Below are 15,153 nucleotides of genomic sequence, written 5' to 3'. Positions count from 1 at the left end.
GTCAGTCCTCCTTGGTGGTGCGCGGGATGATCACGATGCGGTCGCCGGGCTGCGCCTCGACCTGCGCGATGCGGGCCTCGACGAGTTCGGTGTGTGCCTGGGTGGTGCGGTCGAGTTGGTCGTACGCGGCGGCGATGGCGGCCAGCCCGGTGGGCGCGTCGTTGGAGGCGCGGCAGGCGGTGCACCGTTCGCTGAAGGTGCAGGTGCACGGCAGCGCGTCGTGGGGCGTTTCGGCGGGGGCCCGGTAGCGGTCGGTGCGGTGGCCGCACATGCACTTGGGGTCGGCGCAGTGCTGGTCGCGGGGTGCGTGGGTGTCGGCGGCGCGGGCGCAGGGCGGGCAGATCACGGCTGCTCCTGGTTGATGAGGCGGGCGACGGCCAACGCCTGCGGAGACGCGCCGATCTGTTCGGCGTCGTTGGCGGCGGTGTCGAGCCAGTCGACGAGGGCCAGGCCGAGGGCGGGGTCCATGGTGGCGATGCGCAGGGTGTCGGTCACGGGCGGATCTCCTGGTCGAGGGGGATGAAGTGCTGCACCATCTCGTCGCCCCACAGGCCGCTTCCGCCGCGTGCGGCGTGCTCGGCGCAGATCGCGGTGCCGACCATGTACGTGCGGCCGGGCGCGTAGTCGCGCCACCAGCAAGGGTGGAGCAGGTTGATGGCGACGATGAGGCGGTGGGTGGCGGGCGGGAGCTCGTCGCCGCGGTGCCAGGTGCACCGCGGGGCCGCGACCGGTCCGGGCGGCGCGGCCGGCCGCGGGCGGGGGATGGCTTCGACGGGGAACAGGGCCAGGGCGGGCGCGCTCATGCGGTCCACCGCCTCACGGGGATGCCCGCGGCGTCGGCGAGCGCCGCGGTGTGCGACGCGCCTCGGGAGCTGTTGCGGATGAACGCGAGGCACAGGTCAGCACCGAGGTTGACCATCTCGGCGTTGCGGCGGAACCCTGCGGCCTTCCCGTGCTGCTGCCAATCGGCGGGGTGCGGCTCCACCTCGATGCCGCGGGTGGTGGCCCAGGCGTGGGCCATGGCGTCGGCGCCGCGCGGGCACGCGCCGTGGACGACGGTTATGTGGCGGCGGGTGAGGAGCAGGGAGGTGAGGGCGATCTCGATGCTGACGGGCTGGTGCCAGTCGCGGGAGCCGGTGACGAGGACGCGGTAAGTGGGGGTGCTCACGCCTGCTCACCGCCTGCCGGGATGGTGAGGCGGCGCAGGGAGTCCACGGCTGCCTGGTCCTGCTCGGTGAAGCCGGCGTCGGCCCAGATGCGTTCCTGGGCCTGGTCGAGGGCGTAGGTGAGCGTGGTCCGCTCAGCCTCGGACAGCACGGCGGGCACTTGGGCCTGGGCCGCGGCTCGCCGCTCCAATTCGGCGAGCGCGCCCGCCGTACCCGGGTAACCCTTCGCCACGATGAAGTTGCGCATCGCCTCGGACGGCATCGCGACCTCGCAGGTGACGTCGCACCACTGGTGGTCGCCAGCTGCGTGGGCGCACCGGGTGATCGCCCGGTCCTGCTGCTCCTCGCGGGCTGCGTCGTCCTCGATGTGTGCGACCTCGGCTGCGGCTTCGGCGTACCAGCGCGCGGCGGCGCGGGCGGCTTCCGGGTCGGTGGTGCCGAACCGCTCGAAGTGCAGCGCGCCAGCAGCGGCCTGCATCGCGGCGACCGTGGGCGGTGGCTGCTCGGTGCGCTGTGGGCGCGCGGTCGGTGCCGGAACCGGGTTGGGCTGGGTCATCAGTTCTCCTGGCGGGGGTTGTGGGCGGCGCCGTGTGGGCGTGTGCGGGGCGTTGGGGGTGTCGTGCGGGTGTGCGGTTACTCGGGGGTGTGTTCGGGGCTCAGGTGGGCGTATGGCCAATCAGTCGATGCGGATGTCGGCCAGTGGGACGCCGGCCTGGAGTTGGTCGTGGAGGGACCGGTAGCGGGTGATGGCGCCGTCGCCGCGGCGGTTGAGCTGGCGGCGGGCGGCAGCAGTGAGGGCGGACCAGCAGGTGGCGCAGAGGTACTTGCCGGGCGCGCGGCGGTTGGTGCAGCCGGGGCAGGGGCTGGGGTTGGTCGGCATGGAGGTCTCCGGTTCGGATGGCGGTGCGGGTTCGGCGGGTCAGAGAGCGGCGATCACGCGGGCGGCAGCGGAGTCGGACGCGTGGCCCTGCTCGGCTGCCCACTCGGCGATGTCGAGGGGCCACCGCTTGTCGAAGTAGTCGATGACGACGGTCGCGCCGTCCTGGCGGACGGTGTTGGACGGGCCGGCGCCGAAGTAGTCGGCGTGCTCGGCGATGACCATTTCGGCGTCGCTGGGGGTGAGGCACTGGAGGCGGGTCTCGGGCATCGGGGTGGTCTCCGTTCAGGTCGGGGGCGGTGTGGCGCAGTTGCAGTCGGGTGTGCAGATCGCGGAGGTGGCCGGGTGGGTGCCGTGTGGCCAGGCGCCTCGGTGGTGTCCGGGTCCGTGGGTGGGGGTGTCGGGCCCTGCTCGGGGCTCGGGGGTGTGGCGGGTTGGTCGGATGAGGTCGCGGAGGTAGGCACCCAGGTCGCCCTGGCGGCGGAGGGCGGTGATGTCGTCCTCGGTGGGGTCGGTCACGCCGTCTCCCGGTGGCCGAGTGCGGCTTCGGCGGCTTCGACACGGGACGGGTGCGGCGTGGTCCTTGCCCGGGAGGCGCCGGGGCGCCCACCGCGCTGGCACTGCTGGCCTGAGCGCGCCTTGCACCAGGGGCAGTCGACGGCCAGGTAGTCGGCGCTTCCCGTGCGGATGGCAGCTTCGCGGGCGGCGGCGGCCGGGCGGTGGGGCGCGAGTTCCTGGCGGACGTGGTCGGGGATGTAGCGGCCGATCGCGGCAAGGCGGGCGGTGACGTCGGGGTGCGGGCCGCCGGTGATGGCGAGGGGGGTGGTGGGTGCGGGGACGGCTCCGGATGCGACGTCGGCGATCTGCCCGCGGAGGCGGTGGAGGTACTGGGGGTCTTGGTCGCCTTCGGGCGGGACGTAGGTGTAGTTGGTGAGGCGTTCGGCGCGGATCTTCCGGGCGATGCCGATGATGTCGGGGCTGGTGGCGCGGTAGCGCTTGTCGGCGGGGGTCCCGGCCTGGTCGACGTAGAAGCGGGAGAGGGCGGCTTCGGCGGTCTGGTAGTCGATGCTGGCGGCGTTGAGGTCGGCGTGCCAGGCGAGGGTGTCGGCGTCTCCGACGGTGCGCTGGTCGCGGGCTGCGGCGAGGCCGAGGAGGAGTCCGATCTCGGCGAAGGTGATGGTGTCGGTCATGACTGCTCCTGGGCGCGCTTGGCGTCGGCGAGTGCTTGCATGCGGCGCCCGGCTTCGATGGCCTGGTTGACGCGGGCGTCGGTGACGGAGGGGCGCTGGCTGGGGTCGGGAAGCTGGTGGACGTTGTCGCCGACTGCGGCGGGCAAGTAGCCCTGTTCGGCTTCGGGTTGGGCGGGGGCGTCGGCGAGGACTCGCCAGGCGGGGATGAAGTAGTTGCCCCTGCGGGGCTGCTTGCGGGCGCCTTGCCAGCTGGAGCGGGCGGAGACGACGAGGCGGGGGATGGTGCACCGCTGGATCAGGGCCTCGATGAGGAACCACTCGGCGGAGTCGAGGTCCCAGCCGACGACGAGGCCGGCGCGCTCCAGTTCGTCAACGAGGGGTTGCGAGGCCGCGGGGATGCGGGGGCGGTCGCCGATGCGGGGCGGCTCGGGCGAGCGCGCGTAGCTAGCTGTCTCTTCCTCCTTCTCCTTCTCTGAAGGAGAAGGAGGGACGGGACGGGACGGGGTGCCGTTATTAACGGCGTTACGAATCTCGCTGACCTGCGGTGACTGCTGATTTGTGAGGCGGTTTTCTTCCGCGTTCGTGTCGCCGTCGTGTCGCGTTGCTGTTGCCGTCGTGTCGTTTCGGTGCTCCGAGGGGCTGTCCGTAACGCCGTTACGCGCGGCGTTACGGACAGCCTTCTCTGCGGCGGCCTTAGCTTCCTTCTCGGCCTTCTTCCGGTCTCGCCATGCCTGCTGCCGGAGGGCGTTCGCTTCGCGTTCGGCTTGGACCTTGGCGCGGTCGGGGTTGTATTCGAGGTAGTCGTGGATCGTCCAGCCGCCCTCGGCGCGGTCCCACAGCCCGGCGGCTTCCAGTTCCTTGGCGGTGGCCTTGATGCCGCGGATGCGGGCGATGACGGGCAACTCGCGGTCGAGGATCTTGCCCTCGGTCAGGTTCTCCGAGGCCCAGCAGAGCGCGGAGACGTGCAGCCGGAAGGCGCGGTCGGACAGGAGCGCGACCTTGCGGTGTGAGGGGAAGCGGTCGTCCAGGCGGACCCAGGGCATCGGGGCTTCTTTCGGTTTGTGCTGGTCAGGGGCTCAGGGCATGTGAAATCGGACCCTTCAGGGGGGCTCGCCTTGATCGTGCCTAACGTGACCATCATAGCTAAGAACGCAAATTCGCGCTGTTGTGATCTGTAGCGATTCCGCTACCCTGGCGGCATGAGCACCCGTACCGAGCACCACGCGAAGATCGCTGAGGCGCGCAACGTCCTCGGTGAGGTGATCTCGCGCGCCCGCTTCGGCGGAGAGGCGACGGTGCTGATCAACCGTCGGAAGGAGGCAGCCGTGATCGTGCCGTTCGACTTCTACGAGCGCGCCCTGGACGCCCTCGGCGAGCGCCCGGTGGCGGCGCCCGGCGACGTCCTGGCGGCCGAGAACATTGCGCGGCGCGCGGCGGCCAAGTCCGAGTCCTGACACGGCCCTCTCCTCTCCGTGCTGGCCCCGCCTTGTGCGGGGCTTTGTGCTGTGCGGGGGCCCGCGGCGGGGGAAGTCGCCGCGGGCCGGGCGGGTCAGGAGCAGTCGGGCACGACGAGCCAGCCGGGCGCGGACGTGTCCTTGTAGCCGAGGGCCATGGCGGCGGCGACGAGTTGCCGGTCCCAGTCGGCGAGCTGCTCGGCGGTGGCGCTCTGGGGGGTGACGTGCTCGTACTCGCCGAGGTCGACCTCGTTGCACTTGGTGACGAGGAAGAACATGTCCCGGTCGTAGTCACCGGCCGAGAGGTGGCCGACGTCGGGGCAATCGGCCTTGATCTTCGGCAGTTCGGCCTCGGCGTGCTCGGACTCGACCCACGCGTACTGGTCGGTGTTGATACGGAGGCCGTAGGCGAAGTAGGTGGAGCGGCTGAATCCCATCGGGGTGTCCTTCGTGGTTCAGGCGGTGGTGGGCTGGAGCATGCGGAGCCAGCGCTCCGGCGTGCGGGTGCGGAACAGCACGACGGGGTCGACGACGGCCACGACCTGGGCGCGCGGGCACTGCCACGACAGGCCCGGGATCCCGCTGTCCGGGTCCGGCTCCAGGGCCCCGTCGGGCTCGACCCGGTACAGGGCGCCGTCGGGGTAGTACGCGGCGAAGGAGCGGGCGACGTCGCGGCCGGTCGTCACGTAGACGATGTCCGTGCGGGTGGCGTAGGCCGGGCCGCCGTGCTCGGCGGCGATCGCGGACAGGGTCCGGGTGGTGCCGGTCTGGTCGGGCGGCAGGATCCAGTCACCCGCCGTGAGGCCGGGGATGCCGCCGTGGAAGTACGTCACCGGGCCACGCTCCGGACGCTTCCGCCGCGGCGGAGGGCGCCCTTCGGGCGGAGCGTGGTGCCCGCTTCGAGGAGCAGGTTCCGGACGTACCCGTACGAGCGGCCGGTGGCGAAGGCGATGCCGCGGATGCTGTCGCCGGCCTCGTACCGGGTGCGGTAGGTGGTGGCGGTGTTGGTGCGGTCGGTGCCGCGGTGGATGGTCATGGTGCGGTGGTCCTCTCGGGGCGTGGTCAGGCGGCGTTGTGGGCGGCGTAGTACGCGTCGCGGATCTCGCGCTTCGGGATGCCCCGCTCCGGCACCCTGATGCCGTTCTCCCGGGCCCAGGCGCGGATCGCCGGGTAGTCCGCGGTCGTCCCGGCGGGGAGGGTGGTCGTGCTGCCCGGCTTCGGCTTCGTGCTCTTCGCTGCGGCCAGGTCCCGCTCGGCGTTCGCCAGCTGCGCCTTGAGCCGCTTGATCCGCGCCTCGGCGTCCGTGACGCGGGCCTCGCGCTCGGCGGCCTGCCGCAGGTCGGCCAGGGCGGAGCGGGCCTTACCCGCGAGGGACTGGACGCGGCTGGAGGTGTGGGCGGCACCCCACTCGATGAGGGCTTCGGTGGTCGTGGGGATCTGCTCGGCCGGGGGCGGGGTGGGGGTGATGTCGGTGACGGTCACGGTGGTCTCCTGGGGTTCGAGGTCGGCGAGCGCCTGATCGAGGGCCTGGTCTGCGGTGATGTCGCCGCGGGCGATGGCGTCGCGCTCTTCGGGCAGGAGGCCGGCGCGCATGCCGAAGCGGTGGTGGAGGGAGCTGGTTTGGATGTCTTCGTCGAGGCAGGCGGCCAGGACGGGGCAGGCGGCGCAGGTTCGGCGGGCCCGTGCGTAGGAGGGGAGGGCGTTGGCACCGGCGGGCGGGAACCACGCTTCGAGGGGCTGGCCTTTGCAGGCGGCGTGTTCCCACCAGCGCTCGTGTGCGGTGCGTGGGGCGGTCACAGGGCACCGTCCTGGTAGTCGGCCTGGGCCTGGGCGTACTGCGCGGCCAACGCCGCTTCGGCGCAGGTTTTGTGGGCGTGGTGCCGGTGGGAGTCGAGGAGCCGTGTGGGCTGGCCGCAGTAGCGGCACGGGCCGGGCCCGTCGTAGTCCCAGTGGGCGGAGGACGACCAGTCGAGGATCTGGCCGGGGTGGAATTCGGGGATCGCGGAACGGCGCCGCGTGCGGGCGGTCATGACGCCTGCGCCCGGGCGGCGCGCTCTTCGGGGGTGAGACCCCCGAAGACCCCGTACCTGTTGTGCTTGGACAGGGTGCCTTCGGCGGTCAGGGCCAGGGCGAGACACTGCCGGCGTACGGGGCAGGTCCGGCACGTGGCGCGGGCGGCTCCGAGGTACCGATCGTTGAAGAAGACTTCGGGCTCGTCGAAGCGGCACAGCGCCTTGTCGGTCCAGGTGGTGGCCGGCGTCTCGGGCGCGGGCTCGGCCACAGGCTTGGTGCGCCAGCGGGTCACGGTGCGCGGGCTGATGCCGAGCTGCTGGCCGATCTCGCGGGCGCTCTTGCCCGCGGCGGTGAGCTGGGTGATGGCGTAGACGAGGCCGATGGGGGTGGGGGCGCTCACGTTGTCACCGCCCGGTCCGGTCCGACCCGTGTGGTCCAGACGTGCCACAGGTCGTAGGTGGCGCCGCAGGGGGCGCGGTGCCTGCTGCGCCACGCCGTGACCATGTCGGCCGCGCAGGGCCCGCACATGGGTGCGCTGTCGGCCCCGGCGTGGAGGGGTGGGGAGGTGACCGTGGTGGGTCCGGTGACGGCGTACGGCCAGGTGTCCCGGGCCTGGAGGTCGGGCCGGGTGTGCACCCGGGTAGTGGCGGGCTGGTCGCAGCGCGCGCACTGCGTAGTGAGGACGGCGTCTGTGTCGAAGAGCGCGAGGGCGGTCATCATTGAGCCACCGCCGTGGGGAGGCGCCAGACGCGGATGACCGCGCCCGGCTCGTCCAGGGCGTCCAGCCCCTCCCCGGGGAACACCTTCCGCGCGACGACCTCGACGACCCGGGAATCGTCGGCGATCGCCCCGGAGGTGGTGAGCGCGTCGAACGTCGCACGGAGCAGCTTGTCGATGTCGCCGCTGTCGCGGGTCGTCGGCCAGGTCGTGCGCCGCTTCGGGGCGGAGGCGGGCTTGCGGACGGTGAACGCGATCTCGATGGACAGCGGGCCGTCGAGGGGCGGGCGGTGCACCGGCGTGGCACCAATGTGCCCGGACGTCATGGCGGCGACTGCGGCGTCCTCGACGGCCGCACGCCAGGGCTTGACGCGCTTGGACTGTTCGATGAGGCGGCCGTTGCCGACGTGCCGCTTGGAGCCCTGGGGGGCGGGGCGGTGGCCGTGGACGGTGATGGTGATGTCGGGGGCCGGGGCCCCGGCCGCCGTGGTGGCGGCCGGGGCGGTGAGGGGGAGCGTGTTCACTGCTCGACCTCCGTGGTGGTGCCGCAGCTGCGGCAGGTCAGGCCTGCCGGGGTGCGGTCGTGCGGGGTGGTCATGTGCCCGCACACGGGGGTGTGGCAGGGCAGGTACGCGTCCGCGGCCGGGCGCCGCGCGGGCTGCTGCGGGGCTGTGGCGGGGCGGGCCTGCCGCCACGTCCACACCCCCGCTGCGACGGCCACGACGACCCCAGAGAGGGCGACGATGGAGGCGGCGATGGCTTCGGTGATGTGCATCAGCCCGCCACCTCCGCCCTGTCGTGGAGCTCGCGGTTCATGCGGTCGTTCACTGCGCCGAGCTGGCGGCACTGTGCGTCCAGCGACGCCCGGGCCCGCTCGCACAGGACCAGCGCGCGCCGCAACACGGACCGTTCCTCCGCCCAGTCGGCCGGGGCCGTGGTGGTCAGGCGGGCTTCGAGTCGGCGGCGCAGTGCGTCGTTCTCCTCGCGGGCTTCCGCGAGCTGCTTGGCGAGGCGGACGACGTTGAAGTGCTCCGTGCCCGCCGTGCCGACCGCGTCCTCGCGGGCGTCGGCGAGGCGGCGGATCTGCGCGCGGGCGTCCGCGAGCTGACGCGAGAGGGTGCGCTTCGTCGTCATCACGCCACCCCGCCCGCAGCCGGAATGAGCGGCCACTCCGTACGGACGGACGCCGCCGTCTCGTGCTCGCCACGCCCCGTGAACCACGCGGCCAGTGACGCCTGCTGGTCTGCGCGCCACTTCTGCTGCGCCTCGAACATGGCGGCGGGCCCGCGGTCCCACACCTCGCCCAGCCGGGCGTACCGCCCGTCGAACTGGGCCTCGGCGATCAGCAGCGCGGCCAGGGCATCGGCCTCGGCGGTGTGCCAGTCCTCCAGCTCCACGCCGTACCGTTCCGCGGTCGGCTTCAGCTTCCGCATGCCGGTGCCGCGGACGTACCTGTCCATCTGCTTGTCGATGACGTGCGGGTCGAGGAGCGGCAGGACCGCGTCCGGGCCGACGCGGTCGGCGACGGTCGGCAGGTTGTTGCGCTGGAGGTCGTAGTGCAGCACCGACCAGTCGAAGGAGTGGTTGAACGCCACCAGCGGCATGCCCCAGCCGATTGCCGCGGTGAGGCGGGACGCGATCTCGTCCAGCGCAACCGCAGGGTCCTGGCCTTCGGCCTGCACGCGTTCGGTGGTGTACCCGTGGATCTCGGCGGCCTCGTCCGGGACGGGCACGCCGGGGTTGATGACCCACGACATGACGGTGTCGTCTCGGCCGCCGCCGCGGACCATGAAGGCGGCGGTGACGATGCGGGCGGTGGTGGGGTCGGGGCCGGTGGTCTCCGTGTCCCAGGCGCCCCGGCGCATCTCGATGAACTTCATGTGCTCTCCTTGTGGTGGCCGCGCCCGCCTGCTTCGGACGGGCGGGCGCGGCCGCGAAGCGGGTGGCTACTGCTGGGCGCGGTCGAGCGCATCCACCTCGGCCACGAGGCTCAAGGTGAGGGTCCGGATCTGCTCCGGGCTGGCGGTCGCGAACGGGCCGCCCGTCACGCGGATGCACCGCTCGTCGAGGTCGTCCTCGGTCATCCCGAGCGTCGCGGCGAGGTCGTTCACGTCCCACTCGTGCGGCGCCGAGTCGACGCTGCGCTCGACCGGTCGCCCCGGTGTACGGGCGGGCCGCGCGGCGGCCTGGGTGATCTCGTCGACGGTCACCCGCGGCTGCGGGAACGCCTCATCGACTGTGACCTCCCGCTGGTTGATCGACCGGAAGAGGATCTGCAACTCGGTGAGGTCGTGCTCCGTCCACTTCCCCGACGGCCGACCCACCCGCGTCTCAATGCGGTCGACGTGCACGCCGATCCCCTCGAACGCCTGGACCGCCTGCGAGACGCGCTGCGGCAGCGGGACCCCGCCGCCGTCGGCGAGGGTCTTGCGGCAGGTGTCGATGGCCTCGTCGACGAACCATCCGGGCAGCACGGCGAAGATCTGCTCGCGAACCCTGCGGGCGCCGTTGTTGGCGTTCGACTCGTAGATGTCCCGCATGTCGGTGAGCTTCGTGGGACCGGTCTTGGTGTCGCGGCGGTGCGGGACGATGAACGTCGAGGAGACGCGGCTGTTCTTCTCGACGTCCCACGCGAAGGCCTGCATCTCGGACTCGCCGTACTCGTCGTCGCGGCGCATCTCGATCAGCCCGTACTGCATGTTGCCCCAGCAGCGGGCCAGCTCCCGGGCAAGCTGCACGGTCGGCCCGGACACGGTGCTGCCCGCGCGGGGGAAGGAGTAGAACGCCTTCTCCGCGAGCGCGCGCCGCTTGCAGACCTGCTGCATCTCGGCGATGGCGGAGGTGATGTTGCGGGGGCACTGCTGCGCGACGACGATCGCGGCCTGCACCTCGGCGACCGCGCGGGACTGCTCCACCGCGGTGCCCTGCCCGACCCGGGCCGGGGCCGCCGCCGGGGTCATGCGCTCGATGGACTGGTGGCTCACAGGTACTCCTCGGTATCAGCGCGCTCGACGTACGGGGGAAGGGAGAGGTAGGCGATGTCGTCGCCGTAGCCGGGCCACCGGCCGGTGCGCTGGCACTCGGCGAAGACCTCGATCGCGCGGCGGTTGCGGGCGGCGCCGATCCGGCGCGACGCGGCATCGACCTCGAAGACCGTGACCACGAAGGGCGGGGTCTTCTCCTGGCAGACGAAGACGAACGCTGCGGCCTCGTCGGCGAGGTCAAGGGCGCGGGCGCCGGCCCGGTACCAGTCGTCCTGCTGGTGGTAGCCGTACGTCGCGACCGCGCGCGCCAGGGCGGCGGGCTCGGCGGAAGCGCAGGTCTTGTAGTCGGGGATGATCAGCCGCCCGGGCCCGGGGTCGGGCAGCCAGTCCAGGCGGGCGCGGCGCATGACGCCGGTGCGGCGGTCGCGCCAGATGAGGGTCTGCTCGGGGCGGCCTCGGTCCGGGTCGAACAGGGCCCGGGCGATGGGGTGTTCGCGGAGTGCGGCGGCCATGGCCTTGATGCGGTCGTACTCGGCGGTGAGGACGGGGACGGCGCCGCGTTCGCGGGCCTCGGCGCGCTGCTGCTGTGCGGACTTGGTGCGCCAGTCGTCGGCGTCGACGATGACGATCTCGGGGCCTTCGCCGAGGACGTGCATGTGTGCGGCCTGGCCGAAGTCGAACACGGCACGGGCCTGCTGGCCGTGGTCCTGCTCGTAGCGGAACTTCGCGGGGCAGGACGGGGCGAGGAGCTTGCGGGCGCCGCTGGAGGAGAGGGAGCCGCCGGGGACGGGGTCGGCGTGGTATTCCTCGGCGGTCATCTGGTAGATGCCGCCGGGGAGGTCCCGGCCGCCGGCCGGGGTGGTGGCCCCGGTCAGGGTCTGGGTGGTCATGAGGCGGTGGCCTCCGTCGTGGTGCGGGTGTAGGTGCGGTTGCCGGGCCCGGGCAGGGGGGCCAGGAGCCCGGCGCGGACGAGCGCACGGGCGTCGAGGCGTCCGGTGTTCCGGGCGGCGCCGAACCCGGCCGCGGCGTTGGCGGCGGCCAGGTCAGCGGCGCGGATCGGCTCGGGCATGTGCTGTATGGCCAGCGCGAGGTGCGCGCGGCGCGTCAGGACGGCGGTCATGCGGCAGCCGCCTTCCGGGCCGCGCGGTAGGCGTTGATGCGTGCCATGTGCGCCTCGGTGCACGGTTCGCACCGGCAACCGTGGTTGTTGTAAGTGCTCGCGTTGCCGTGGCCCGCACGGTCTGCGCTCTGGGGGTTGTGGGCGGCGCGGTGACGCCACTGCTTGTGGCGGCGGGCGTTGGCGTTGCGGCAGTCCTGGCAGCGGCAGCCGTGCCGGTAGGTGCTCATCCGGCCGTGTTCCTGGTCGTCCTGGGGGAGCGCGGATTCCGCTTCCGTGACGGTGGGGAGGAGGCCGAGCATGTCGAGCAGGTGTCGGCAGTCGGCGACGCTGGTGGCGCGGGAGGCGACGGCGAGGAGGACGGGGTCAGCCACGGGGCTCACCGCCCTCCGTGACCTCGACGAGCCCGTTGCGGGCGGCGGCCCGGACCCGGTCGGTGATGGCCTGGACGCCGTCGTTGGTGTACTCCGGGCCGAACTCCAGGCGGATCGTCAGGTGCGGGTTGGCCCCGGCGAAGGCCTGCGTGAGGACGCGGGTACGCGGCGCGGGCCGGGCGGGCTCGCCCGCGGCCATCGCGGCGGCCACCTCGCGGAGGGCCTTCGCCATCCGGCGCACCGCGACATGGGCCGCGGTCTCCGCGTCGGTCAGCGCCCCGTGATCCAGGGCGACCGCGTCGTCGGCGTCGTTCTGCCACACCTCGATCTGGTCCGCGGCTTCGAGGTACGCGTCGCGTCGGGTCTCGGCGCGGTGCTGCTGCCGGACGTACGCCTCCTCCTCCGCCAACGTCGGCTCGTGCCCGACGTACAGGTCGAGGTACTGCACCAGCCGGGCCAACAGCCCGGGGGACTGGAGGACGAACTCCTCCGTGTCCTCCCGGCCGTCCAGGGCGCGGGCCTGGGCGATGGCCTGCCGAATCTCCGGCATCCTCGGGGCGCTCACGCGACCTCACCCCTCCGCAGCCACGGCCACTGCACCACCAGCGGGTCGGCGATCTCCGACAGGGACTCGGCCAGGCGCCCCGCCTCGCGGGTGCGCATACGGATCGTCAGGGTCGCCGGGCCCAGCGCCCGGACGAGGTCGTCGATGAACTTGTCGTCGCGGGACCCGGTGTCCTGCACGTGCGGGTCATGCCTCGGGGCGTCCGTGTCGAGGAGCCGGTCCAGGTCCTCACGCAGGTCGTCCCGGTCGGCGAGCACACCGATCACGTCGGCGAGGAGCTGCCGCGCGTACCCCTCCACGCCGAGGTCGGCGCCGTCCGGGAGCGGGGTCGGGGTGATGCGGTGGATGCGGGGCTCGGTCATCGGGCACCCCCGGTGCACTGGTGTCCGGCGGTGGCCGGGGCGCCGCACCCACGCGGGCACGGCTCCGGCGGCAGCACCTCGTGGAAGGACCCGGTCAGCGCTCCGGTGGCGGCCACGACGACCGCCATGAACGCGAAGGCGGGCAAGAAGTTGTTCATCGGAGTCCCCCATGGATCCCGGTCGTACGAGAGGAAAGGTGGGCCGCGGGTCGCGCGGCAGGGGTGGAGTGCAGGTACTCCGTCAGCTCGTCGAGCCAGCACCGGGCAACGAGAGCCCGGTCACGGGCCGCGTCCGCCGTGGCGTGCACGGCGCGCGGCACGACGCGCTGCACCCACAGGGCCGACGCCCCGGCGATCCACCAGGCGCCGACAGCCCCGCCGAACGCGAGGAGCCCGCGCAGGACGTCCAGTTCGGTGGCCTCATCCACGGCGACCACCCCGCGGGGGCAGCGCAGCCCCGACAACCAGGGCACCGACGATCGCGACCGCGGAGAAGATCAGCAGCCACACGAAGTCAGCGGCGTTCACGGGCGCTCACCGCCCACAGCCAGGCCCGTCGCCACGGCCAAGGCGGTCTCCGCGGAGTCGTACTCCCACAGCCCGTCCGGGCCGACCACCGGCAGCACCTGCCACCGGCCACCCACGTACGCCCGCCGCTCACCACCGGTACGGCGGCTCGCGAGGATCGCCCACCGGTCACCCTGCGGCTCCCGGCGGACCATCACCCACTCCGAGTCCGACACCGGCACCTGGTACTCGGTGACCAGCGCGGCCGTGTCCAGCTCCGCGACGCGCTCGCGCAGCGTCCGGACCTCCGCGGCCTGTTCGGCGGCCGCCTTCTCCCGGAGGCCGTGGAGGATCTGCTGGGCGCCGGTCTTGTCGCCGACCGCCTGGGTCAGGTAGTCGAGGGCCGCCGTCTCCACGTCCGGCCTGTGCCACGCGCTCATCGGGACTCACCGCCCCGCGCGGCCACCGCGACCCGGAACGAGTTCAGCAGCTCGTGGATGTACGCGATCGCCCCGTCGATGGGCTCGTACTCGACGGCCTGCCCGAGCGAGATCAGGAAGTTGTCCAGGCTCTTGGCGTCGAGCTGGTCGGCCCACGCGAGCGGTGACTCAACGGCCGCCGTGACGCGGGCCTCGGCGGTGGCGACCTGCTGCTCCAGCTCCGCAACGCGGGCCTGCGCGGTCTCCAGCTCGCCGGTGAGCGCCTGCACGTGCCGCTTGTTGCCCTTGGCCACCGCAGTCAGCGTGTCCACGCGGTCGGCGTAGGCGTTGCGGTCGGTGCGCAGCCGCTCGACCTCGGCCGCCTGCTCGGCCAGCACCTCGGCGCGATAGTTGTCGAGCATCGCCTTGGCGTCGGTCGGGCTCATGGGCCCGGCCGCGAGCGGAGCGACGATGCAGTTGAAGAGCGGTCGGCGGGCGCTCACAGCACACCCCCGGTCTGCACGTCGGCGGTCCGCACCGGCTTGTCGCCCCACACGACCGGCGGGTTGTATCCCGCGTCGGTGGACGCGGCGTAGTCGGCGGAGTTGCAGGTGCTCGGGTACGCGTGCGGCGGCACCCAACCCGGGTAGTCCGCGTCGCGGGAGACGTGCGCGCCCGGCAGCTTCACCAGCCCGGCGAACGCCCGATCCGCGACGATGTCCAGCGCGTGACGATCCGGGTCCGACACCGGCAGGAGCTCCCGCAGAACCTCCAACCGGACCAGACGCCGAGCCCGCATCCGCTCCAACACCTGCGCATCCGTCGGCTGCACGTACATGTGCCACCCCGGACCGCCCTTCGACGGTGCCACCCACTGCTGCGCGTGCTCCCGCTCCGGGATGCCATCCCACCGGCACGCCGACGGCGCGATCAGACGGGCCCTCACGCCGTCACCTCGGCCGCGTCCGCAGCCGCGTACAGCACCGCGCACACCGACTCGGTAGTCCGGCCCTCCACGTCACCCCACGCCGCGACGTGCATCTCGCACTCGATCGGCCGGTCCAGGTGCACGACCGGGTCGTCCTCGGTGATCTCCAGCCGCCCGGCCAGCACGCTGATCGCGCGCTCCGACAGCTCCGTCTCCACGTGCCGACCGGACACCGCCACGCGGATCGCGGCCACGATGCTCAGCGGCCGGGACAGGCGCGGCGTCCTCAGCACGCGGTTGAAGGGGTCGGGCAGGTAGTCGCCCTGGTGGTGCCCGTTCGCCGCGATCAGCCGCGCGGCCGCCCGCAGGGCACCGGACAGGGTCGTGGGGTGCGGGGCCGTCACGGTCGTCAGGACCGGCCGGCGCCCGTAGGTGGGGACGGACGTAGCGCTGACGTCCGGCATGATGATGGTCAAGGCTC

34 protein-coding genes are annotated in these 15,153 nt (G+C 72.8%); 1 reads left to right on the top strand and 33 read right to left on the bottom strand.

All coding sequences use genetic code 11. The features are described 5' to 3' along the window. Window position 1 precedes the first annotated feature (1 nt). The 10 genes from IH54_RS47600 to IH54_RS0109410 form a co-directional block, all read right to left on the bottom strand. The gene (locus tag IH54_RS47600) at window positions 2–346 is read right to left on the bottom strand and encodes a hypothetical protein (RefSeq protein WP_031514822.1); all 345 of its coding nucleotides are present in this window, start codon (window positions 344–346) and stop codon (window positions 2–4) included. Further along, a complete protein-coding gene (locus IH54_RS45400; RefSeq protein ID WP_159011734.1) occupies window positions 343–495 on the bottom strand; it encodes a hypothetical protein in 153 nt (50 codons plus the stop codon). Before IH54_RS45400 ends, IH54_RS47600 begins: the two co-directional genes overlap by 4 nt. Then, the gene (locus IH54_RS0109440; RefSeq protein ID WP_031514820.1) at window positions 492–803 is read right to left on the bottom strand and encodes a hypothetical protein; all 312 of its coding nucleotides are present in this window, start codon (window positions 801–803) and stop codon (window positions 492–494) included. Before IH54_RS0109440 ends, IH54_RS45400 begins: the two co-directional genes overlap by 4 nt. Then, a complete protein-coding gene (locus IH54_RS0109435; protein ID WP_031514818.1) occupies window positions 800–1,168 on the bottom strand; it encodes a DUF2493 domain-containing protein in 369 nt (122 codons plus the stop codon). Before IH54_RS0109435 ends, IH54_RS0109440 begins: the two co-directional genes overlap by 4 nt. Then, a complete protein-coding gene (locus tag IH54_RS41465; RefSeq protein WP_052397239.1) occupies window positions 1,165–1,722 on the bottom strand; it encodes a hypothetical protein in 558 nt (185 codons plus the stop codon). The genes IH54_RS0109435 and IH54_RS41465 overlap by 4 nt, the downstream gene beginning before the upstream one ends. Window positions 1,723–1,842: 120 nt before the next feature. Next, window positions 1,843–2,046 (bottom strand): hypothetical protein, encoded by a 204-nt coding sequence (locus tag IH54_RS0109425; RefSeq protein ID WP_031514814.1) that lies wholly within the window; start codon window positions 2,044–2,046, stop codon window positions 1,843–1,845. Window positions 2,047–2,085: 39 nt separating this feature from the next. After that, window positions 2,086–2,313 (bottom strand): hypothetical protein, encoded by a 228-nt coding sequence (locus IH54_RS0109420; RefSeq protein ID WP_031514813.1) that lies wholly within the window; start codon window positions 2,311–2,313, stop codon window positions 2,086–2,088. Window positions 2,314–2,328: 15 nt separating this feature from the next. Continuing rightward, window positions 2,329–2,562 carry a hypothetical protein gene (locus IH54_RS45395; RefSeq protein WP_159011732.1) on the bottom strand — a complete coding sequence of 78 codons (234 nt, stop codon included), beginning with the start codon at window positions 2,560–2,562 and terminating at the stop codon, window positions 2,329–2,331. Continuing rightward, complete coding sequence (locus tag IH54_RS41460; protein WP_052397238.1) at window positions 2,559–3,233, bottom strand: hypothetical protein; 675 nt, start codon at window positions 3,231–3,233, stop codon at window positions 2,559–2,561. The genes IH54_RS45395 and IH54_RS41460 overlap by 4 nt, the downstream gene beginning before the upstream one ends. Next, on the bottom strand, window positions 3,230–4,276 hold the full coding sequence (locus IH54_RS0109410; protein ID WP_031514810.1) for a hypothetical protein: 1,047 nt from the start codon (window positions 4,274–4,276) through the stop codon (window positions 3,230–3,232). Before IH54_RS0109410 ends, IH54_RS41460 begins: the two co-directional genes overlap by 4 nt. Before the next feature lie 156 nt (window positions 4,277–4,432). Here IH54_RS0109410 and IH54_RS0109405 point away from each other — a divergent pair, with 156 nt between their 5' ends. Next, window positions 4,433–4,687, top strand: a complete 255-nt coding sequence (locus tag IH54_RS0109405) for a type II toxin-antitoxin system Phd/YefM family antitoxin (protein WP_031514808.1) — start codon at window positions 4,433–4,435, stop codon at window positions 4,685–4,687. Between the two features lie 95 nt (window positions 4,688–4,782). Here the strand turns inward: IH54_RS0109405 and IH54_RS0109400 are convergent, their stop codons facing one another. The 23 genes from IH54_RS0109400 to IH54_RS0109290 all read right to left on the bottom strand — a co-directional run bounded on the left by IH54_RS0109400 (window position 4,783) and on the right by IH54_RS0109290 (window position 15,148). Next, on the bottom strand, window positions 4,783–5,124 hold the full coding sequence (locus IH54_RS0109400; protein ID WP_031514806.1) for a hypothetical protein: 342 nt from the start codon (window positions 5,122–5,124) through the stop codon (window positions 4,783–4,785). An 18-nt stretch (window positions 5,125–5,142) separates the two neighbouring features. Continuing rightward, on the bottom strand, window positions 5,143–5,520 hold the full coding sequence (locus tag IH54_RS39515) for a hypothetical protein (RefSeq protein ID WP_043180288.1): 378 nt from the start codon (window positions 5,518–5,520) through the stop codon (window positions 5,143–5,145). Then, window positions 5,517–5,723: a helix-turn-helix domain-containing protein gene (locus tag IH54_RS0109390; RefSeq protein ID WP_031514804.1), complete on the bottom strand. Its 207-nt coding sequence runs from the start codon at window positions 5,721–5,723 to the stop codon at window positions 5,517–5,519. The genes IH54_RS39515 and IH54_RS0109390 overlap by 4 nt, the downstream gene beginning before the upstream one ends. 26 nt (window positions 5,724–5,749) lie before the next feature. Beyond that, a complete protein-coding gene (locus IH54_RS41455; protein WP_052397237.1) occupies window positions 5,750–6,484 on the bottom strand; it encodes a WhiB family transcriptional regulator in 735 nt (244 codons plus the stop codon). Then, window positions 6,481–6,717, bottom strand: coding sequence for a hypothetical protein (locus tag IH54_RS0109380; protein WP_031514802.1), 237 nt, complete (start codon window positions 6,715–6,717; stop codon window positions 6,481–6,483). Before IH54_RS0109380 ends, IH54_RS41455 begins: the two co-directional genes overlap by 4 nt. After that, window positions 6,714–7,100: a WhiB family transcriptional regulator gene (locus IH54_RS45390; protein ID WP_043180286.1), complete on the bottom strand. Its 387-nt coding sequence runs from the start codon at window positions 7,098–7,100 to the stop codon at window positions 6,714–6,716. The genes IH54_RS0109380 and IH54_RS45390 overlap by 4 nt, the downstream gene beginning before the upstream one ends. After that, complete coding sequence (locus IH54_RS45385) at window positions 7,097–7,420, bottom strand: hypothetical protein (protein ID WP_031514797.1); 324 nt, start codon at window positions 7,418–7,420, stop codon at window positions 7,097–7,099. Before IH54_RS45385 ends, IH54_RS45390 begins: the two co-directional genes overlap by 4 nt. Further along, window positions 7,417–7,941, bottom strand: a complete 525-nt coding sequence (locus IH54_RS0109365) for a RusA family crossover junction endodeoxyribonuclease (protein WP_031514795.1) — start codon at window positions 7,939–7,941, stop codon at window positions 7,417–7,419. Before IH54_RS0109365 ends, IH54_RS45385 begins: the two co-directional genes overlap by 4 nt. Continuing rightward, the gene (locus IH54_RS0109360) at window positions 7,938–8,192 is read right to left on the bottom strand and encodes a hypothetical protein (protein ID WP_031514793.1); all 255 of its coding nucleotides are present in this window, start codon (window positions 8,190–8,192) and stop codon (window positions 7,938–7,940) included. The genes IH54_RS0109365 and IH54_RS0109360 overlap by 4 nt, the downstream gene beginning before the upstream one ends. Continuing rightward, the gene (locus tag IH54_RS0109355) at window positions 8,192–8,551 is read right to left on the bottom strand and encodes a hypothetical protein (protein ID WP_159011730.1); all 360 of its coding nucleotides are present in this window, start codon (window positions 8,549–8,551) and stop codon (window positions 8,192–8,194) included. The genes IH54_RS0109360 and IH54_RS0109355 overlap by 1 nt, the downstream gene beginning before the upstream one ends. Next, the gene (locus IH54_RS0109350; protein ID WP_031514789.1) at window positions 8,551–9,297 is read right to left on the bottom strand and encodes an exonuclease domain-containing protein; all 747 of its coding nucleotides are present in this window, start codon (window positions 9,295–9,297) and stop codon (window positions 8,551–8,553) included. Before IH54_RS0109350 ends, IH54_RS0109355 begins: the two co-directional genes overlap by 1 nt. Before the next feature lie 66 nt (window positions 9,298–9,363). Then, window positions 9,364–10,401 carry a hypothetical protein gene (locus tag IH54_RS0109345; protein WP_234343425.1) on the bottom strand — a complete coding sequence of 346 codons (1,038 nt, stop codon included), beginning with the start codon at window positions 10,399–10,401 and terminating at the stop codon, window positions 9,364–9,366. Beyond that, complete coding sequence (locus IH54_RS0109340; RefSeq protein WP_031514785.1) at window positions 10,398–11,291, bottom strand: PD-(D/E)XK nuclease-like domain-containing protein; 894 nt, start codon at window positions 11,289–11,291, stop codon at window positions 10,398–10,400. The genes IH54_RS0109345 and IH54_RS0109340 overlap by 4 nt, the downstream gene beginning before the upstream one ends. Then, on the bottom strand, window positions 11,288–11,521 hold the full coding sequence (locus IH54_RS0109335; protein WP_031514783.1) for a hypothetical protein: 234 nt from the start codon (window positions 11,519–11,521) through the stop codon (window positions 11,288–11,290). The genes IH54_RS0109340 and IH54_RS0109335 overlap by 4 nt, the downstream gene beginning before the upstream one ends. Continuing rightward, a complete protein-coding gene (locus tag IH54_RS0109330; RefSeq protein ID WP_159011728.1) occupies window positions 11,518–11,892 on the bottom strand; it encodes a hypothetical protein in 375 nt (124 codons plus the stop codon). The genes IH54_RS0109335 and IH54_RS0109330 overlap by 4 nt, the downstream gene beginning before the upstream one ends. Continuing rightward, the gene (locus IH54_RS0109325; RefSeq protein WP_159011726.1) at window positions 11,885–12,457 is read right to left on the bottom strand and encodes a hypothetical protein; all 573 of its coding nucleotides are present in this window, start codon (window positions 12,455–12,457) and stop codon (window positions 11,885–11,887) included. Before IH54_RS0109325 ends, IH54_RS0109330 begins: the two co-directional genes overlap by 8 nt. Then, on the bottom strand, window positions 12,454–12,819 hold the full coding sequence (locus tag IH54_RS0109320; protein ID WP_031514777.1) for a hypothetical protein: 366 nt from the start codon (window positions 12,817–12,819) through the stop codon (window positions 12,454–12,456). Before IH54_RS0109320 ends, IH54_RS0109325 begins: the two co-directional genes overlap by 4 nt. Beyond that, window positions 12,816–12,977, bottom strand: a complete 162-nt coding sequence (locus tag IH54_RS45380; RefSeq protein ID WP_159011724.1) for a hypothetical protein — start codon at window positions 12,975–12,977, stop codon at window positions 12,816–12,818. The genes IH54_RS0109320 and IH54_RS45380 overlap by 4 nt, the downstream gene beginning before the upstream one ends. Beyond that, a complete protein-coding gene (locus IH54_RS0109310) occupies window positions 12,974–13,246 on the bottom strand; it encodes a hypothetical protein (RefSeq protein WP_031514775.1) in 273 nt (90 codons plus the stop codon). The genes IH54_RS45380 and IH54_RS0109310 overlap by 4 nt, the downstream gene beginning before the upstream one ends. Window positions 13,247–13,342: 96 nt before the next feature. Next, window positions 13,343–13,765 carry a hypothetical protein gene (locus tag IH54_RS0109305; RefSeq protein ID WP_031514774.1) on the bottom strand — a complete coding sequence of 141 codons (423 nt, stop codon included), beginning with the start codon at window positions 13,763–13,765 and terminating at the stop codon, window positions 13,343–13,345. Continuing rightward, window positions 13,762–14,247: a hypothetical protein gene (locus tag IH54_RS0109300; protein WP_031514767.1), complete on the bottom strand. Its 486-nt coding sequence runs from the start codon at window positions 14,245–14,247 to the stop codon at window positions 13,762–13,764. The genes IH54_RS0109305 and IH54_RS0109300 overlap by 4 nt, the downstream gene beginning before the upstream one ends. Next, window positions 14,244–14,690, bottom strand: coding sequence for a hypothetical protein (locus IH54_RS44365; protein ID WP_107060130.1), 447 nt, complete (start codon window positions 14,688–14,690; stop codon window positions 14,244–14,246). The genes IH54_RS0109300 and IH54_RS44365 overlap by 4 nt, the downstream gene beginning before the upstream one ends. Further along, window positions 14,687–15,148: a DUF6197 family protein gene (locus IH54_RS0109290; RefSeq protein ID WP_052397236.1), complete on the bottom strand. Its 462-nt coding sequence runs from the start codon at window positions 15,146–15,148 to the stop codon at window positions 14,687–14,689. The genes IH54_RS44365 and IH54_RS0109290 overlap by 4 nt, the downstream gene beginning before the upstream one ends. Between the last annotated feature and the right edge of the window lie 5 nt (window positions 15,149–15,153).

Origin of the sequence: Streptomyces sp. NRRL F-5123, assembly GCF_000721495.1 — a bacterium.
Taxonomy (GTDB): Bacteria; Actinomycetota; Actinomycetes; order Streptomycetales; family Streptomycetaceae; genus Actinacidiphila.
Note: the sequence above shows the minus strand (reverse complement) of the source record. Positions and strands in the feature narration are given on the sequence as shown.

Excerpts from the sequence above, each read along its gene's own strand:
- IH54_RS0109440 (WP_031514820.1), bottom strand. The coding sequence starts at position 803 with ATGAGCGCGCCCGCCCTGGCCCTGTTCCCCGTCGAAGCCATCCCCCGC.
- IH54_RS41465 (WP_052397239.1), bottom strand. The coding sequence starts at position 1,722 with ATGACCCAGCCCAACCCGGTTCCGGCACCGACCGCGCGCCCACAGCGC.
- IH54_RS0109425 (WP_031514814.1), bottom strand. The coding sequence starts at position 2,046 with ATGCCGACCAACCCCAGCCCCTGCCCCGGCTGCACCAACCGCCGCGCG.
- IH54_RS0109420 (WP_031514813.1), bottom strand. The coding sequence starts at position 2,313 with ATGCCCGAGACCCGCCTCCAGTGCCTCACCCCCAGCGACGCCGAAATG.
- IH54_RS41460 (WP_052397238.1), bottom strand. The coding sequence starts at position 3,233 with ATGACCGACACCATCACCTTCGCCGAGATCGGACTCCTCCTCGGCCTC.
- IH54_RS0109410 (WP_031514810.1), bottom strand. The coding sequence starts at position 4,276 with ATGCCCTGGGTCCGCCTGGACGACCGCTTCCCCTCACACCGCAAGGTC.
- IH54_RS0109405 (WP_031514808.1), top strand. The coding sequence starts at position 4,433 with ATGAGCACCCGTACCGAGCACCACGCGAAGATCGCTGAGGCGCGCAAC.
- IH54_RS0109400 (WP_031514806.1), bottom strand. The coding sequence starts at position 5,124 with ATGGGATTCAGCCGCTCCACCTACTTCGCCTACGGCCTCCGTATCAAC.
- IH54_RS0109390 (WP_031514804.1), bottom strand. The coding sequence starts at position 5,723 with ATGACCATCCACCGCGGCACCGACCGCACCAACACCGCCACCACCTAC.
- IH54_RS0109380 (WP_031514802.1), bottom strand. The coding sequence starts at position 6,717 with ATGACCGCCCGCACGCGGCGCCGTTCCGCGATCCCCGAATTCCACCCC.
- IH54_RS45385 (WP_031514797.1), bottom strand. The coding sequence starts at position 7,420 with ATGATGACCGCCCTCGCGCTCTTCGACACAGACGCCGTCCTCACTACG.
- IH54_RS0109360 (WP_031514793.1), bottom strand. The coding sequence starts at position 8,192 with ATGCACATCACCGAAGCCATCGCCGCCTCCATCGTCGCCCTCTCTGGG.
- IH54_RS0109355 (WP_159011730.1), bottom strand. The coding sequence starts at position 8,551 with ATGACGACGAAGCGCACCCTCTCGCGTCAGCTCGCGGACGCCCGCGCG.
- IH54_RS0109350 (WP_031514789.1), bottom strand. The coding sequence starts at position 9,297 with ATGAAGTTCATCGAGATGCGCCGGGGCGCCTGGGACACGGAGACCACC.
- IH54_RS0109340 (WP_031514785.1), bottom strand. The coding sequence starts at position 11,291 with ATGACCACCCAGACCCTGACCGGGGCCACCACCCCGGCCGGCGGCCGG.
- IH54_RS0109335 (WP_031514783.1), bottom strand. The coding sequence starts at position 11,521 with ATGACCGCCGTCCTGACGCGCCGCGCGCACCTCGCGCTGGCCATACAG.
- IH54_RS0109320 (WP_031514777.1), bottom strand. The coding sequence starts at position 12,819 with ATGACCGAGCCCCGCATCCACCGCATCACCCCGACCCCGCTCCCGGAC.
- IH54_RS45380 (WP_159011724.1), bottom strand. The coding sequence starts at position 12,977 with ATGAACAACTTCTTGCCCGCCTTCGCGTTCATGGCGGTCGTCGTGGCC.
- IH54_RS0109305 (WP_031514774.1), bottom strand. The coding sequence starts at position 13,765 with ATGAGCGCGTGGCACAGGCCGGACGTGGAGACGGCGGCCCTCGACTAC.